Genomic DNA, 15,348 nt, shown 5'->3' on the forward strand with positions numbered 1-15,348 from the left:
CTGCACGAAGTCAGATCCGGGATTGGGCGCGTCGAACGCGTCGGCGTAGCCAACGCCACAAACACCACCGCGGCTCCAACGGTCTCACCGTTGAAGCCGCGGCAGGTCGTCTGGATCGTCTTACTTGCGCGAAGCGCAGGCGTACATGTTGATTTCCATGCCGACCGACACTTCCACGATCTTCGGAGCTTTCCAAGCCATTCGGGGTCTCCCAAGGTATTGAGCGCGACATCGCGCGAGCCAAAACCTAGGGCTGCATCGCCGATCACGCAAGCCTGTAATCACGCGCCGAACATTTCTTGTTCGATTCTTTGCAAACCTAGTTCTCTCTCGGGCAAAACGCCTTCACTTTTGGGCAAACGCGCACGCAGCCTTGTGCGATGCATCGGGAGACTTTCCCGAGTCCGATGCTCCGGGAGATATTCCCGACAGCGATGTCGGCTGATGTCGGCACATCCTTAACAACCCTTGTCGGCTGTTTGCGGATTGGCCTTTGCGCCTTCCGCGCGTTGTGCCGCGGTCGGCTGGCTCTGCATCTGCCGCTGCGCATCTTTCGACGACGCAGCCGTCTCACCACTGGCGCGATTCATCGTGCTGGTCGGCGGATGCCGACTCACATCATTCGCAGAGCCGTGCGACTGCGCCGAGCCGACGGTCACAGGACCCGAGCCCGCGTCCTTGTCGGTGGTCGCGTTGCCGGTGTTGCAGGGAGCTGCCATTGCATTGCCGACGCTCAAGACCAGGATCGAGCATGCGGTCAAAATGAGGCGTTTGGTGTTCATCTGATCTCCTCTCCTCCCGCAGCACTGCCCCGGAGCGATGCGGGATGTCGCGGGAGAAACAGGTCGGCGCGTCCCAGGTTCCGGGTGGCGGGAGAGAATTGATTGCGCTGTAGTCGCAACCAATGCACGGGATCTCGGAGAGATTCATGGCCATGTTCTGCAGACGATTCACGATTTCACTGCTCGTTGCGGGTCTCGCATTTCCGGCAATTGCCGGCGAGCGTCGCGATGAACGAGCCGCGCCGCGATCGGGCGCGACGGCAACCCTCACCGGCAAGGCAAGTCTCACCGGCAAGACAAATCTTACCGGCAAGGAACGACTCGGCCCGAAATGGACGGATGAACAGCGGATCGATGATTGCAACGTGCCGCCCGACAAGCGCGGCGTGAGCCTGCGTCCGATCACCTGCCCGAACGCACAGACGAATTAGACGCAAGCCTGAAGCGGCAACCAGGCACTCATCTGAGCAGCCGCAGCAGGGCGCGTCCTGCGGGCGACCTCAGTTCCTTGGCGTCGAGCGTTCCATCCTTGTCGGGATTGGCCGCGTTGAAGCGCTGCTCCACAACGGCGAGATATTCGTCGAGCGTCAGCGTTCCATCGTGATCCGGATCGGCCACTGCGAGTTCCTTTGCGGTCAACCGTCCGCGCAGCTCGCGCGCATCGAGCGTTCCGTCATGATCCGGATCGAGCTTGGCGAACACCGCGGTCGCGGCCTTCTTCACCTCGGCAAGATCGAGCGTGCCGTCATTGTCCGTGTCGAACATCTTGATGGCGTTCGGGGATGCCGACCAGGCCGGACCGCCGAGCAATGTGCATGCAACTGCGAATGCAATGGAGCGACGCGATATCATCGAAAACCTCCCGGCTCGGGCTCCCGGCGCGCCCATGGAATCGAAACAGGTTGCCTGCCGGGACCATGGTTCGAATTCTACGCGGCTCCTCGCGCACACGCAAAGCTGGCAACGACACAGGAGGCAATCTTCGTACCGCGGAATTTTCGCCGTGCACCTTGTATGCAGTGCGAAATGTCGGGCGGTTTACCAGGGGTGACTGCCGTCTGGCGTCCAACAATTCGGCAGCGCGTTTGCGACTTTCGTATTGACGCATTTTACGTTCCATCGGAGTGTTGCAATCGCAGCGTCAAAAGGCGCGCACATTGGGAGGAACGGATGAAACGCTTTGCGATGGCCGCGAGCCTCGTCATGCTTGCGTCGACGGGTGTCAATGCCCAGACCACAGAACAACTCAACAAGGGCGCGTCAGACACATCGAATGTTCTCAACTACGGGATGGGCTACAATCTTCAGCGTTTCTCGACGCTGAATCAGATCAACAAGGACACCATCAAGAACCTCGTCCCAGTCTGGAACTACAGCTTCAATGACGATCGCAGCGAGGAATCGCAGCCGCTGGTGTACCAGGGCGTGATCTACGTGACCTCGCACAACGCCACCATGGCGGTCGACGCCAAGACCGGCAAGCAGATCTGGAAGACAAAGGTCGAGTACCCCGCCGAAACACCGCGTATCGTCTGCTGCGGCATCATCAACCGCGGCGCCGCGCTGTACGACGGCAAGGTTTTCCGCACCACGCTCGACGCCAATGTGATCGCGCTCGACGCCAAGACCGGCAAGGAGCTGTGGCGCGAGAAGGCCGCCGACATCAAGGAAGGCTATTCGATGACGGTGGCCCCGCTGGTCGCCGACGGCGTCGTCATCACCGGCATCTCCGGCGCCGAGTTCGGCACCCGCGGCTTCATCGACGGCTGGGATCCCGCAACGGGCAAGCGCCTCTGGCGTACCCATTCGATCCCCTCGCCGGATGAGCCGGGCGGCGACACCTGGAAGGGCGACACCTGGAAGCTCGGTGGCGGCTCGACGTGGATTACCGGCTCCTACGATCCGGAGCTGAACACAGTCTATTGGGGCATCGGCAATCCGGGCCCGTTCAACTCGGCGGTGCGTCCGGGCGACAACCTATACACCTGCTCGGTGCTGGCGATGGATCCCAAGACCGGCAAGATCAAGTGGCACTACCAGTTCTCGCCGAACAATCCATTCGACTATGACTCGGTCGCCGAAATGGTGCTCGCAGACATGAACGTCGAGGGCAAGCCGACCAAGGTGTTGATGGACGCCAACCGCAACGGCTTCTTCTACGTGCTTGACCGCACCAACGGCAAGCTGCTCGCGGCCAATCCATACGTGAAGGTCAACTGGGCCACCGGCGTCGACATGAAGACCGGCAGGCCGATCGAGACCGATGTTGCCAAGGACGCGCGCGAGGGCAAGAAGGTCACGGTCTATCCGTCGATCCTCGGCGGCAAGAACTGGGAGCCGATGTCGTTCAATCCGCAGACCGGCCTTGCCTATGCCAACACGCTCAACTTCGGAGGCAAGTACAAGGCCGAGCCCGTCACCTTCAAGCAGGGTGAATGGTATCTCGGCATGGACCTCACCGATCCTTGGGAATTCGGCGACGGACCGCGCGGCCACCTCAAGGCGATCGATCCCCTGACCGGCAAGTCGAAGTGGGAAGCGGCGAGCGACATCCCGCGCTTCTCGGGCGTCTTGTCGACCGCGGGCGGCGTCGTGTTCTCGGGCGCGCTGACCGGTGAGTTCGAAGCCTTCGACGCCGACACCGGCAAGAAGCTCTGGCAGTTCCAGACCGGCTCCGGCATCGAGGGACAGCCGGTGACCTGGCAGCAGGACGGCGTGCAGTATGTCGCGGTGGCAAGCGGCTATGGCGGCGTCTACTCGCTGTTCTCCGGCGACGAGCGGCTCGCCAAGGTGCCGCCCGGCGGCTCCCTGTGGGTTTTCGCGATCAAGCAATAACCACGGGTTCGATGTGCTGAAAGACACTTTGATCAGGACGGCGGCGACATTCGCCGTCGTCGCGGGGCTGGCGGTTGCGTCTCTGGCAACCGCCCGCGCCGCGGATGAACCGAATGGCGATCCCGTTCAGGCGCAGCTCGACCACGGCAAGGCGACCTATGCCGAAAAATGCTCGCATTGCCACGGTCCCGGCATGATGAACTCCGGCACCATCACGCCGGACCTTCGCGCCTTCCCCGACGACAAGATGCGGTTCGTCACGACGGTGAAGAACGGCAAGAACAACAAGATGCCGCCATGGGGCGACATCCTCAGCGAGGACGAGATCACCGACCTCTGGGCCTACATTTCGAGCCGGAGACGGCCATGAGCTGTCGCCTTGGGGCGTTTGGTCTTGCCGCGATGTTTGCGGCTCTCGCGACAGTCGCTTATGCGGCTGATCCCTTGCGAATATGCCTCGACGAGGACCGGCCGCCGTTGTCCGTGCAACACCGCGGCAAGCCGGGCGCCGGCTTCGACGTGACGCTGGCGCAGGCGATCGCGCAGCGGCTCGACCGTCCGCTCCAGATCCAGTGGTTCGAAAGCAAACTGGATGAGGATTCGAGCCCGCAACTCGAGGCCAACGCGCTGCTGTCGGACGGGCGCTGTGCATTGGTTGGCAGCTACGCGCTGACCCGCGATTCCCTCGTCGTGCCCGGCATGAAGACCGCAAGGCTTCCGGATTTCGACGGCGCCAGCCGCGACGACCGCAGGCGCCGCGTCGCGCTCGGCGTGCTCGCGCCGAGCCAGCCTTACATCTATTCGCCCATGACGGTCGTGCTCGGTCCGAAGGCGCGCGATCGCAAGATCAGCGACATCGGCGATCTCGCAGGTCTCCGCCTGGTGATTGAAAGCGGATCGCTGGGCGACGCCATCTTGATGACCTTCCACAAGGGGCGGCTGATCGACGGCATCACGCATCTCGTCCCCGGCCGCGACGATCTCCTGGGCGCGCTCGACCGCGGCGACTATGATGCGACACTGCTCGATCTCGCCCGCTTCGACGCTCACCGCGCCGCCCACCCCGACACGACGATCACGGCGTCCGGCTATTATTATCCGATCGGCGCCAATCGCGGTTATGTCGGGCTTGCCAGCGATCCCGCCCTGCTCGCCGCCGTGAACAAGGCGCTCACCGACCTCATGGCAGAAGGCAAGATAGCCGAGTTCGGCAAGCAGGCCGGGCTCACCTACCTGCCGCCGCGCGAGCCTGCAATCCTCGGCGATGTCTGGAAGCAGATCATCCAGCGGTGAGGCATATCATTGCGACGGCGGCGCCTCGTTCTCCGCTGTCATGCCCCGGCTTGACCGGGGCTCCAGTATGCCGCGGCTTCTCCATATCATTCACCGCCTCTGGAATACCGGATCGCCCGGTCAAGCCGGCCGATGACAGCAAGAGTGCAGCACGGCGCTCAGCATGCGCCCCGCACTGCCCCGCGCCAAAGGCACCGCGGCCATTTCCGTGCTAAGCATTGGGGTCCCCTCGACGATCCGGTGCAATCGTGAGTTCGCCGACCAGCCCGCCCGCTGCAAGCCTGCGCGATGTCCTCTTCCGGGAGATCAAGACCAGCGAGCTCGTCAGAGCGCTAATTCTCGTCGGCCCGCTCGTGGCGGCCTATTTCCTCTTCCGTGAGGCGGCGCTGCTGAATTTGGGACTGGTCGCGGTTTCCCTGCTCATCCCCGCGCTGAAACTGCACCTCGCTCCGCGGGCAGTCGCGCTGCACTACCTCGCCATCGTCGTCACCTTCATCACCCTTTTCCTCGCCGCCCCCGTCAAGCCGCTGTTCGTGGCGCTGACGGCGCTGGCCGGCTTCCTTGCCGTGGCCGTGACGCGCCATGGAAACGCCTTGCGGACGCTGGGCAACTGGGTCTTCATCCCGGCGGTCTATCTCGCCTGCGAGGTGCGCGAGGGGGTGAGCGCGTCCGAGGCCCTGCGTCATGCCGCCGTGATCGTGGCGTCGTCCCCGATTGCCCTCGCCCTCGTCTGCGGCGTCCAGATCCATGACCTGCGGCGCCATCCCGACCACGCCCCACCCTCTTACGGACCTGCCGCGGCCGAATGGTTTCTACCGGCGGCGGCAACGGCGATGGCCGTCTTTGCGGCGGCGGCCCTGGTCGAGGCGTTACATCTGGCCCAGGGACAATGGGTGATGTGGTCGGCCGCAAGCGTCGTCGTCGGCGATCTCGCGGCGTCCACCGGGAAGCTGAAACAGCGCGCCATCGGGGCATTCGTCGGCGTCCCGCTCGGCCTGCTCGCAGGCGTCGCGCTGCCCGAGAGTCGCGCCGGCTATGCGCTCGCTGTTCTCGGCGCGACGCTCACGCTGATCGCATTCTCCCGCTATGTCGTGGGCTTCGGCTTGCGCTGCTTCTTCATCGCCCTTGCAGCGTCGTTCGCGGGCGGGGCAAGCGGAATTGCCGAGGAGCGCGTGGTCAACGTGATCACGGGCGGCACGTTCGGGCTCATTGCGGTCGGTCTGACCGAGATTGTCTGGCGGCGCGTCAGGCAGAAGGGCGGCGGGCCGTCGCAGGCTTCGTCGTGAGGCCGCGCCTAATGCTCTTCGGAAGCCACGGCACTCTGCTGCGCCTTGTGGATCGACGACGGCACGACGCCAAAGTACTTCCGGAACACGCGGCTGAAATGTGACGAACTCGAGAAGCCCCAGGAGAAGGCGACGTCGGTGATGGTCTTGCCGGCGTGGGCCTCGAGCTCCTGGCGGCAGTTCTGAAGGCGCGCCTGCCAGATGTAGTCGCTCACCGTCGTGCCGCGCTCGCTGAACAGCATGTGCAGATAGCGCTTGGAGCAGCCGAGCTCGGCGGAAATCTGGTCGATGCACAGATCCGGGTCACGCAGGTGCTCGCGGATGAAAAATTGGGCACGCACATACATCGCCTCGGGCCCGACCCGATCGAACATCGTGTCGGCCTCGCGCAGCGGCAGCAACAGGAGGTCGATCAGCGAATCGGCGACGCCGACCGCGCTGTTCGCCGAGAGCTTTGCGGCCTCGTCGAAGGTGGCGTGGACGAAGTCGTGGGCGATTCGCCCCGTGCCGGTGCGCGCCGACAGCTTGCATGCCGGCATCCGCTGGGACGGGAAGCCGCGATCGCGCAGCAGAGCCTTCGGCACGATCACCACGTCATGCCGCGTGAAAGCGGGGCTGATGATCGAGTGCGGACAGGACACGTCATAGGCGATGATGTCGCCGGGCATCAGCTCGATGTGGCGGCCTTCCTGCTCGAAATACGAGACGCCGTAGGTCTGGAAATGGATCTTGATGTAGGGGTGTTCATTGGCCTTTGCGCGGGCATGCGTGTGCGCGATGCGATGCTGGCTCACCTCGATCTGGCAGAGTTTCAGCCGAGATACCGTGGTGTAGTCGATGCGCCCTTCGAGCGCGGTCGCTTCAAGCGGATCGACGTCGAAATGCCCGCAGAGACTTGTCAGTCCGTCGACCCAGCTCTGGATCTGCCTCTTCGGCGTAAGTCCGGTCGTGCTGAGTGTGTGTATTGTGTCGGACATGATCCCAGCCACTGATTTGATTCAAATCGTGATGGGTGCCGCCAGAGGCCCCCTGTCACGATGAAGCGACGTTTACCTCAAATTAGGGCGGTCTTTGGAGCAAGCGCCAGTGCTCCGTCTGCCATCCTTGTGTTCAATCCTCCGCCTTAGTTGCAGCGCCGTCAAGGGGAACCTGAGTCGAGTCCCCGCGGCCGGGCAGCGCAGAAGATGCTGAATTCGCTACTGCAAAATCAAAAAGTTGGCCCCTTTGCGCTGTCAAGCAAATGCCCTTCTCTCTTGGGCAAGTTTCCCGTTTACGAACCGGTTACGGATTGTGCCAGGAACAACAAGAAACGGGCCGTACTGCAAGCGGACTCGTGGCTCATTACCAGGAGGAGGAAACAGCACAGCATCGTTTCTGGTCCCAATCGTGACCGCCCTGCACGAGCAGACGCTGGACCTCAGTGCCCAGCGGTACGCAATGCTTCGGAAACAATAAACGAGACCTAGGAGGAATGACTATGCGCAAGGTGCTACTGGCGACGTTTCTTGGCTCTGCCGCGGCTCTGGCCGCCGGCAGCGCTTCAGCCAATGACGAGCTGATCAAGATGTCGCAAAACCCCAAAGACTGGGTGATGCCTACGGGTGACTACGCCAACTCCCGCTATTCCAAACTCAATCAGATCAACGCACAGAACGTCGGCAAGCTGCAGGTCGCATGGACCTTCTCGACCGGCGTGCTGCGCGGCCACGAAGGCGGACCGCTCATCATCGGAAACGTGATGTACGTCCACACGCCGTTCCCGAACAAGGTCTACGCCCTTGACCTTTCCAACGAGAACAAGATCATCTGGAAGTACGAGCCGAAGCAGGATCCGAACGTCATCCCTGTGATGTGCTGCGACACGGTTAACCGCGGCTTGGCCTACGGCGACGGCAAGATCTTCCTTCATCAAGCCGACACCACGCTCGTCGCGCTCGATTCCAAGACCGGCCAAGTTGCCTGGACTGCAAAGAACGGCGATCCCACCAAGGGCGAGACCGGAACCTCGGCGCCGATGGTCATCAAGGACAAGGTGCTGGTCGGCATTTCCGGTGGTGAGTTCGGCGTGCAGGCCCACATGACGGCCTACGACATCAAGACCGGCAAGCAGGTCTGGCGTGGGTACTCGGAAGGGCCGGATGACCAGATCCTGGTCGACGACAAGACCACGGCTCTGGGCAAGCCGGTCGGCAAGGACTCCAGCCTCAAGACCTGGCAAGGCGATCAGTGGAAGATCGGCGGCGGCGCCACCTGGGGATGGATCTCCTATGATCCTGCTCTGAACCTCATCTACTACGGCTCCGGCAACCCCTCGACCTGGAACCCGAAGCAGCGTCCGGGCGACAACAAGTGGTCGATGACGATCTGGGCCCGCAATCCCGACACTGGCGTGGCCAAGTGGGTCTACCAGATGACGCCCCACGACGAGTGGGACTATGACGGCGTCAACGAGATGATCCTCTCGGATCAGCAGATCAACGGCCAGGCGCGCAAGCTGCTCACCCACTTCGACCGCAACGGTCTCGGCTACACCCTGGACCGTGAAACGGGCGAGCTGCTGGTCGCCGAGAAGTACGATCCGAAGGTGAACTGGACCTCCGGCGTCGATATGGACAAGAACTCGCCGACCTATGGCCGTCCGAAGGTTCTCGATGCTGCCTCCACGGAGAAGGGCGGAGAGGACCACAACACCAAGGGCATCTGCCCGGCCGCGCTCGGCACCAAGGACGAGCAGCCGGCAGCCTACTCGCCGGACACGCAGCTGTTCTACGTTCCGACCAACCACGTCTGCATGGACTACGAACCGTTCAAGGTCAGCTACACCGCGGGCCAGCCCTATGTGGGTGCGACGCTCTCGATGTATCCGCCGCAGGGCGAGACCAACATGGGCAACTTCATCGCCTGGGACGGCAAGACCGGCAAGATCGTGTGGTCCAACAAGGAGCAGTTCTCGGTCTGGTCGGGTGCGCTCGCAACCGGCGGCGGCGTGGTGTTCTACGGCACGCTCGAAGGCTACCTGAAGGCGGTCGACGCCAAGACCGGCAAGGAGCTCTACAAGTTCAAGACTCCTTCCGGCATCATCGGCAACGTCACGACCTATGAGAACGGCGGCAAGCAGTACGTCGCAGTGCTCTCCGGCGTGGGTGGCTGGGCCGGCATCGGTCTGGCGGCAGGCCTGACCGATCCGACCGCCGGTCTCGGCGCAGTCGGCGGCTACGCGGCACTGTCGAACTACACGGCGCTCGGCGGCACGCTGACCGTGTTCTCGCTGCCGAACTAGGCTCAACCTCGTATCGTCCCGGCGCGTGGATCAACTCCACGCGCCGGCTCGTCTCCACCGCGCGCTGTCGAGGAAAAAATCTCTTGCGTAGAATCTGCTCTGTCATAGCTGCGATGATCATCGTCGCGTCCGGAGGAATTGCACTCGCGGACGGCTCGGGCGACCCGGCCGCGGTCAAGCAAAACGAGAATGGTGAGTGGCTCGATAAGGAAGGAAACCCGACCTACAAGATCACTGAGGGATCCGTGGACTGGTACACCTATTCCGGATACCGCCGCTATCACTCGGACTGCCACGTCTGTCACGGCCCGGATGGAATGGGATCGACCTACGCTCCGGCGTTGAAGGACTCCCTGAAGACCATGAGCTACGCCGACTTCCTCGGCGTCGTCGCCTCAGGCCGGAAGAATGTCTCGACCGCGCAGGAGAACGTGATGCCGGCCTTCGGCGACAATCCGAACGTCGCTTGCTACATGGACGATCTCTACGTCTATCTGCGCGCCCGTTCCAACGAAGCCTGGGGCCGCGCGCGGCCGGGCAAGCACGAGGACAAGACTGAGGCCTACACCAAGGCCGAAGATTCCTGCATGGGCAGGAAATGAACGGTTTGGAGCTCGGCTGAGACGACTTCTCGGCGTCTCCAGGAGAGAATTTGAGGAGCTTACGATGAAGACACGTGCCGCGGTCGCTTTCGAAGCGAAAAAACCGCTTGAGATCGTCGAGGTCGATCTGGAAGGACCGAAGACCGGCGAAGTTCTGGTCGAGATCAAGGCGACCGGAATTTGCCACACCGACGCCTACACGCTCGACGGTTTCGATAGCGAAGGAATCTTCCCCTCGATCCTCGGCCACGAGGGCGCCGGCATCATCCGCGAGATCGGCGCAGGCGTCAGCTCGGTGAAGCCTGGCGATCACGTCATCCCGCTCTACACGCCCGAATGCCGGCAGTGCAAAAGCTGCCTGAGCGGGAAGACCAACCTCTGCACCGCGATCCGCGCGACGCAGGGCAAGGGCGTGATGCCCGACGGCACCAGCCGCTTCTCCTACAAGGGCAAGCCGATCTATCACTACATGGGCTGCTCGACCTTCTCGAACTTCACGGTGCTGCCGGAAATCGCAGTCGCCAAGATTCGCGAGGATGCCCCCTTCGACAAGAGCTGCTACATCGGCTGCGGCGTCACGACCGGCGTCGGCGCCGTCGTCAACACCGCCAAGGTCACGCCGGGCTCCAACGTCGTGGTGTTCGGCCTCGGCGGCATCGGTCTCAACGTGATCCAGGGCGCCAAGATGGCCGGCGCCGACAAGATCATCGGCGTCGACATCAACGACTCCAAGGAGGATTGGGGCCGCAAGTTCGGCATGACAGACTTCGTCAACCCGAAGAAAGTGACCGGCGACATCGTCCAGCATCTGGTGACGCTGACCGATGGCGGCGCCGACTACACCTTCGACTGTACCGGCAACACCACGGTGATGCGCCAGGCCCTGGAATGCTGTCATCGTGGCTGGGGAACATCGATCATCATCGGCGTCGCGGAGGCCGGCAAGGAGATCGCCACCCGCCCGTTCCAGCTCGTCACCGGGCGCAACTGGAGAGGTACCGCGTTCGGCGGCGCACGCGGCCGCACCGACGTGCCCAAGATCGTCGACTGGTACATGAACGGAAAGATCCAGATCGATCCAATGATCACCCACGTGCTGAAGCTCGAAGACATCAACAAGGGCTTCGACCTGATGCACGAGGGCAAGTCGATCCGTTCGGTCGTCGTCTACTAAAACAGAACCATCACCCAAAAGGAGGATCGTCCCATGACTGTTGCTCTCCATCCCTCGATCGACAATGGCCTCAAACAGGGCAGTGGCAGCTTTGCCGGCGGCACGCTGGTCTGCAAATGCAAGGATCACCCGGTCAAGGTCGGCATCAAGGGCGACGTGGCGCACAACCACGCCTGCGGCTGCACCAAGTGCTGGAAGCCGCAGGGCGCGACGTTCTCCGTCGTCGCCGTGGTGCCGCGCCAGAACGTCACCGTGCTCGAGAACGGCGACAAGCTGCAGATCGTCGATCCGTCGGCGGTGATCCAGCGCTGCGCCTGCAAGGCCTGCGGCACGCACATGTACGGCCGCATCGAGAACAAGGGCCACCCGTTCTACGGCCTCGACTTCATTCATCCCGAGCTGTTCCAGGAGCAGGGCTCGCAGGCGCCGCAATTTGCCGCCTTCGTCTCCTCGGTGATCGAATCGGGCGTGAAGCCGGAGCAGATGGCCGGCATCCGTTCGCGGCTGAAGGAAATCGGGCTCGAGCCCTATGACTGCCTGTCGCCGGCGCTGATGGACGCGATCGCGACCCATGTCGCGAAGGCCAGGGCTGCTTAAGTACCAAGGCTGCTTAAGTAAAAGGCCGCGTAGGTACGAGGCTGCTTAGTGGCAGCCTGAGGCAACGCGTTCAACCTTGCCGCTTCCTCTCGGCTCGCTGGTCTGAACCCAGCGAGCCGGTCGGGTCCTCCAGGATTGGGCGCAAACCGGATGGCCAGCATTGCCGCCTCATTCGCTTGTGAGGCGGCCGGTTCCCTCAGCATCGAGAGTTGTACTCACTCCGCAGAGTCGCCAGCTCGCAAAGCTCGCGTCACTGCGTTCTCCCTCCCTCGACTGAGGTCTCCTGCTTCGTCCGCGCAGTCCCGCCGGACGAAGCTTTTTTATGTCGGTCGCAATGATGCTCTGCCGCACCGCGCAACGGGCGAGCGACGGGTCGCGCCCAGCTTTTGACAAATCAGGGATGCAATCTGGTCGCGAACACAAGCGGCTGTGATGCCCGCGGTGTCCGGTTTCTGCTAGCATCACGCTCGTCACGATGCCGCGCGGAAATCATCAAACAAGAATCAACCGGGAGGTATCGAGCACATTCCAGACATCGCCCGTCGTCATCCCCTCCGCCCCGGGAGTTGCCTGGGCTTGCGGAAGCAGGGGATGCGGGCGCCGCCACACCAATCACGCGCATCGGATCATTGGCTTAAGAAGAGCGAGAAACGATCATGATCAAGATAAAAATCAACGGCCAGGAACAAAGCTGGGATGGCGACCCGGATCTTCCGCTGCTCTGGTTTCTCCGCGACGAGGTCGGGCTGACCGGCACCAAATTCGGCTGCGGCCAGGCGCTGTGTGGGGCCTGCACCGTCATCGTCGACAAGGAAGCGGTGCGCGCCTGCATCACTTCGGTCAATGACGTCGCGGGCCGCGAGGTCACGACCATCGAGGGCCTGCATCCGAACGGCGATCATCCCGTGCAGAAAGCGTGGCGCCAGGTCAACGTTCCCCAATGCGGCTTCTGCCAGGCTGGCCAGATCATGCAGGCCGCGGCGCTGCTGATGGACAATGCAAAGCCGTCGCATGACCAGATCCGCCAGGCGATGGCGGGCAACATCTGCCGCTGCGGCTGCTACCAGCGCATCGAGAACGCCGTCCATCTCGCATCGACGGGGGTGTGATCATGAATTTCATCGACAACCCAAAGAAGCTTCGCGGCTTCGAGAAGCACGTCAGAATCGAGAAGGTTTCCCGCCGCAGCATCCTGAAGGGACTGGGCGTCACCGGCGGCTTCGTGCTCGCCGCGCCCGTGATGTCGCGCCAGGCCTTCGCCTATGAGACCGGCGCCGGGAAGATGCCGCACGGCGTCGTGGTCGATCCGCGCGTGTTCGTCGCGGTCGCTCCCGACGGCATCGTCACCATCGTCGCGCACCGCTCCGAGATGGGTACCGGCGTGCGCACCAGCCTGCCGCTGATCGTCGCCGAGGAGATGGAAGCCAACTGGTCGAGGGTCAAGGTCCAGCAGGCGCATGGCGACGAGGTCATGTACGGCAACCAGGACACCGACGGCTCCCGCAGCACGCGGCACTATCTGATCCCGATGCGCCAGATCGGCGCCTCGGCGCGCATCATGCTGGAGCAGGCCGCAGCCAAGCGCTGGGGCGTGCCGGCGACGGAGGTGAAGGCGGTCAATCACGAGGTCGTTCACGGCGCCAGCGGACGCAAGCTCGGCTTCGGCGAGCTCGCCGCCGACGCGGCCAAGGAATCCTTGCCCAGCGTCGACAGCCTCAAGCTGAAGGACCCCAAGGATTTCCGTTATCTCACCAAGGGCCAGATCGGCATCGTCGACCTCCACGACATCACCACGGGGAAGGCAGGCTACGGCGCCGACGTGCGGCTGCCCGGTATGAAATACGCCGTCATCGCGCGCCCGCCGGTGACCGGTGGCAAGCTGGTCTCGTTCGACCCGGCCGACGCAATGAAGGTCTCGGGCGTCGAGAAGGTGATGGAGGTGCGCGGCTGGCCGTGGCCCTCGAAATTCCAGCCGCTCGGCGGCGTGGCCGTGATCGCCCGCAACACGGGCGCGGCGATCAAGGGACGCGATGCGCTGAAGATCGTCTGGGACGACGGGCCGAACGGCAAGTACGAGTCGGTCGCCTACCGCAAGGAGCTCGAGGAAGCTGCACGCAAGCCCGGTCTCGTCGTGCGCAAGGAGGGCGATGCGGATGCCGCGCTCAAGAGCGCCGACAAGGTGATCGTCGGCGAGTACTACGTCCCTCACCTCGCCCATGTCAGCATGGAGCCGCCGGTGGCGGTTGCCGACGTCAAGGGCGACAAGGCTGAGATCTGGGCGCCGGTGCAGAGTCCGGGTGGCACCCGCGAGGACGTCGCCAAGACGCTCGGCATCCCCGAGCAGAACGTCACCGTGAACGTGACGCTGCTCGGTGGCGGCTTTGGCCGCAAGTCGAAATGCGACTATGCGCTCGAAGCCGCCCTGCTCTCCAAGGAGCTCGGCGCGCCCGTGAAGGTGCAGTGGACGCGGGAGGACGACCTCCACAACGGCTTCCTGCACACCGTCTCGGTCGAGCGCATCGAGGCGGGTCTCGACAAGAGCGGCAAGGTGATCGCCTGGCGCCACCGCAGCGTCGCTCCCAGCATCGCCTCGACGTTTGCGGCGGGAACCGTGCATCAGGCCTCGTTCGAGCTCGGCATGGGCCTCGTCGACATGCCCTTCGAGATCGCCAACGTCTCCTGCGAGAATCCGGAAGCGGCCGCCCGTACCAGGATCGGCTGGTTCCGCTCGGTCTCCAACATCCCGCGCGCCTTCGCGGTGCAGTCGATGGTCGGCGAGATCGCGCAGGCCATCGGCCGCGATCAGAAGGACATGCTGCTCGAGCTGATCGGTTCGCCCCGCATCGTCAAGCTCACTTCGGTGAAGGACCTCTGGAACTATGGCGAGCCCTATGACAGCTACCCGATCGACACCGCGCGCCTGCGCAAGGTGGTCGAGCTGGTGGCCGACAAGGGCGAATGGGGCCGCCAGGTGCCGAAGGGCCATGGGCTCGGCATCGCCGCGCATCGCAGCTTCGTCAGCTACATCGCGACGATCGTGGAAGTGGCCGTCGACGATAAGGGCAAGCTGACGATCCCGCGGGTCGACACCGCCATCGACTGCGGCACCTTCGTCAATCCCGAGCGCATCCAGTCCCAGATCGAGGGCGCTGCGATCATGGGCCTGAGCCTCGCCAAATATGGCGAGATCACCTTCAAGGACGGCAAGGTCCAGCAGAAGAACTATGACGATTTCCCGGTGATCCGGATGGACGAATCTCCGCTGCTGACCAACGTCCATATCGTGCCGCCGGGGCCCGACACGCCCCCGAGCGGCGTCGGCGAGCCCGGCGTGCCGCCATTCGCGCCGGCGCTGATCAACGCGATCTTCGCCGCGACCGGCAAGCGCATCCGCTCACTTCCGATCGGCAAGCAGTTGGAAGCCTGAGCACAAGCAGAAATGCGGCGGACGTTACCGTCCGCCGCATTGCTACTCCCCCCTGGCCGCGCCGCTTCCTTC

15 protein-coding genes are annotated in these 15,348 nt (G+C 63.3%); 11 read left to right on the forward strand and 4 right to left on the reverse strand.

Annotated elements, in window-relative coordinates; genetic code table 11:
* Positions 1–120: 120 nt before the first annotated feature.
* Positions 121–201, reverse strand: coding sequence for a pyrroloquinoline quinone precursor peptide PqqA (pqqA, locus tag YUU_RS52255; RefSeq protein WP_035663753.1), 81 nt, complete (start codon positions 199–201; stop codon positions 121–123).
* 257 nt (positions 202–458) lie between these two features.
* A complete protein-coding gene (locus tag YUU_RS0130465; protein WP_027525761.1) occupies positions 459–782 on the reverse strand; it encodes a hypothetical protein in 324 nt (107 codons plus the stop codon).
* A gap of 146 nt (positions 783–928) precedes the next feature.
* Between YUU_RS0130465 and YUU_RS52260 the strand changes: the two genes are divergently transcribed.
* Positions 929–1,213: a hypothetical protein gene (locus YUU_RS52260; protein WP_156944587.1), complete on the forward strand. Its 285-nt coding sequence runs from the start codon at positions 929–931 to the stop codon at positions 1,211–1,213.
* A 28-nt stretch (positions 1,214–1,241) separates the two neighbouring features.
* Here the strand turns inward: YUU_RS52260 and YUU_RS0130475 are convergent, their stop codons facing one another.
* Positions 1,242–1,634: an EF-hand domain-containing protein gene (locus tag YUU_RS0130475; protein WP_027525762.1), complete on the reverse strand. Its 393-nt coding sequence runs from the start codon at positions 1,632–1,634 to the stop codon at positions 1,242–1,244.
* Between the two features lie 318 nt (positions 1,635–1,952).
* Here YUU_RS0130475 and YUU_RS0130480 point away from each other — a divergent pair, with 318 nt between their 5' ends.
* From YUU_RS0130480 to YUU_RS0130495, 4 genes are all read left to right on the forward strand, one after another.
* Entirely contained in the window at positions 1,953–3,617 is a 1,665-nt protein-coding gene (locus tag YUU_RS0130480) for a methanol/ethanol family PQQ-dependent dehydrogenase (RefSeq protein ID WP_027525763.1), read from the forward strand.
* Positions 3,618–3,630: 13 nt separating this feature from the next.
* The gene (locus YUU_RS0130485) at positions 3,631–3,987 is read left to right on the forward strand and encodes a cytochrome c (RefSeq protein WP_027525764.1); all 357 of its coding nucleotides are present in this window, start codon (positions 3,631–3,633) and stop codon (positions 3,985–3,987) included.
* The gene (locus YUU_RS0130490) at positions 3,984–4,910 is read left to right on the forward strand and encodes a transporter substrate-binding domain-containing protein (protein WP_027525765.1); all 927 of its coding nucleotides are present in this window, start codon (positions 3,984–3,986) and stop codon (positions 4,908–4,910) included. The genes YUU_RS0130485 and YUU_RS0130490 overlap by 4 nt, the downstream gene beginning before the upstream one ends.
* A gap of 248 nt (positions 4,911–5,158) precedes the next feature.
* Positions 5,159–6,196, forward strand: coding sequence for an FUSC family protein (locus YUU_RS0130495; protein WP_027525766.1), 1,038 nt, complete (start codon positions 5,159–5,161; stop codon positions 6,194–6,196).
* Positions 6,197–6,204: 8 nt separating this feature from the next.
* Here YUU_RS0130495 and YUU_RS0130500 read toward each other — a convergent pair whose 3' ends face one another.
* On the reverse strand, positions 6,205–7,173 hold the full coding sequence (locus YUU_RS0130500) for a helix-turn-helix domain-containing protein (RefSeq protein ID WP_027525767.1): 969 nt from the start codon (positions 7,171–7,173) through the stop codon (positions 6,205–6,207).
* 500 nt (positions 7,174–7,673) lie between these two features.
* Here YUU_RS0130500 and xoxF5 point away from each other — a divergent pair, with 500 nt between their 5' ends.
* The 6 genes from xoxF5 (at position 7,674) to YUU_RS0130530 (ending at position 15,276) form a co-directional block, all read left to right on the forward strand.
* Positions 7,674–9,476 (forward strand): lanthanide-dependent methanol dehydrogenase XoxF5, encoded by a 1,803-nt coding sequence (gene xoxF5 / locus YUU_RS0130505; RefSeq protein WP_027525768.1) that lies wholly within the window; start codon positions 7,674–7,676, stop codon positions 9,474–9,476.
* Between the two features lie 113 nt (positions 9,477–9,589).
* Positions 9,590–10,078 (forward strand): c-type cytochrome, methanol metabolism-related, encoded by a 489-nt coding sequence (locus YUU_RS0130510; protein ID WP_027525769.1) that lies wholly within the window; start codon positions 9,590–9,592, stop codon positions 10,076–10,078.
* A 64-nt stretch (positions 10,079–10,142) separates the two neighbouring features.
* Positions 10,143–11,252: an S-(hydroxymethyl)glutathione dehydrogenase/class III alcohol dehydrogenase gene (locus tag YUU_RS0130515; protein WP_027525770.1), complete on the forward strand. Its 1,110-nt coding sequence runs from the start codon at positions 10,143–10,145 to the stop codon at positions 11,250–11,252.
* A gap of 33 nt (positions 11,253–11,285) precedes the next feature.
* Entirely contained in the window at positions 11,286–11,849 is a 564-nt protein-coding gene (gene gfa / locus YUU_RS0130520; protein WP_027525771.1) for an S-(hydroxymethyl)glutathione synthase, read from the forward strand.
* Between the two features lie 656 nt (positions 11,850–12,505).
* Positions 12,506–12,958 (forward strand): (2Fe-2S)-binding protein, encoded by a 453-nt coding sequence (locus YUU_RS0130525; protein ID WP_027525772.1) that lies wholly within the window; start codon positions 12,506–12,508, stop codon positions 12,956–12,958.
* 2 nt (positions 12,959–12,960) lie between these two features.
* Complete coding sequence (locus YUU_RS0130530; protein ID WP_027525773.1) at positions 12,961–15,276, forward strand: molybdopterin cofactor-binding domain-containing protein; 2,316 nt, start codon at positions 12,961–12,963, stop codon at positions 15,274–15,276.
* Positions 15,277–15,348 lie beyond the last annotated feature (72 nt).

Origin of the sequence: Bradyrhizobium sp. Ec3.3, assembly GCF_000472925.1 — a bacterium.
Taxonomy (GTDB): domain Bacteria; phylum Pseudomonadota; class Alphaproteobacteria; order Rhizobiales; family Xanthobacteraceae; genus Bradyrhizobium.

Excerpts from the sequence above, each read along its gene's own strand:
- YUU_RS0130480 (WP_027525763.1), top strand. The coding sequence starts at position 1,953 with ATGAAACGCTTTGCGATGGCCGCGAGCCTCGTCATGCTTGCGTCGACG.
- YUU_RS0130510 (WP_027525769.1), top strand. The coding sequence starts at position 9,590 with ATGATCATCGTCGCGTCCGGAGGAATTGCACTCGCGGACGGCTCGGGC.
- YUU_RS52260 (WP_156944587.1), top strand. The coding sequence starts at position 929 with ATGGCCATGTTCTGCAGACGATTCACGATTTCACTGCTCGTTGCGGGT.
- YUU_RS0130475 (WP_027525762.1), bottom strand. The coding sequence starts at position 1,634 with ATGATATCGCGTCGCTCCATTGCATTCGCAGTTGCATGCACATTGCTC.
- YUU_RS0130500 (WP_027525767.1), bottom strand. The coding sequence starts at position 7,173 with ATGTCCGACACAATACACACACTCAGCACGACCGGACTTACGCCGAAG.
- pqqA (WP_035663753.1), bottom strand. The coding sequence starts at position 201 with ATGGCTTGGAAAGCTCCGAAGATCGTGGAAGTGTCGGTCGGCATGGAA.
- YUU_RS0130525 (WP_027525772.1), top strand. The coding sequence starts at position 12,506 with ATGATCAAGATAAAAATCAACGGCCAGGAACAAAGCTGGGATGGCGAC.
- YUU_RS0130530 (WP_027525773.1), top strand. The coding sequence starts at position 12,961 with ATGAATTTCATCGACAACCCAAAGAAGCTTCGCGGCTTCGAGAAGCAC.
- xoxF5 (WP_027525768.1), top strand. The coding sequence starts at position 7,674 with ATGCGCAAGGTGCTACTGGCGACGTTTCTTGGCTCTGCCGCGGCTCTG.
- gfa (WP_027525771.1), top strand. The coding sequence starts at position 11,286 with ATGACTGTTGCTCTCCATCCCTCGATCGACAATGGCCTCAAACAGGGC.
- YUU_RS0130490 (WP_027525765.1), top strand. The coding sequence starts at position 3,984 with ATGAGCTGTCGCCTTGGGGCGTTTGGTCTTGCCGCGATGTTTGCGGCT.
- YUU_RS0130515 (WP_027525770.1), top strand. The coding sequence starts at position 10,143 with ATGAAGACACGTGCCGCGGTCGCTTTCGAAGCGAAAAAACCGCTTGAG.
- YUU_RS0130465 (WP_027525761.1), bottom strand. The coding sequence starts at position 782 with ATGAACACCAAACGCCTCATTTTGACCGCATGCTCGATCCTGGTCTTG.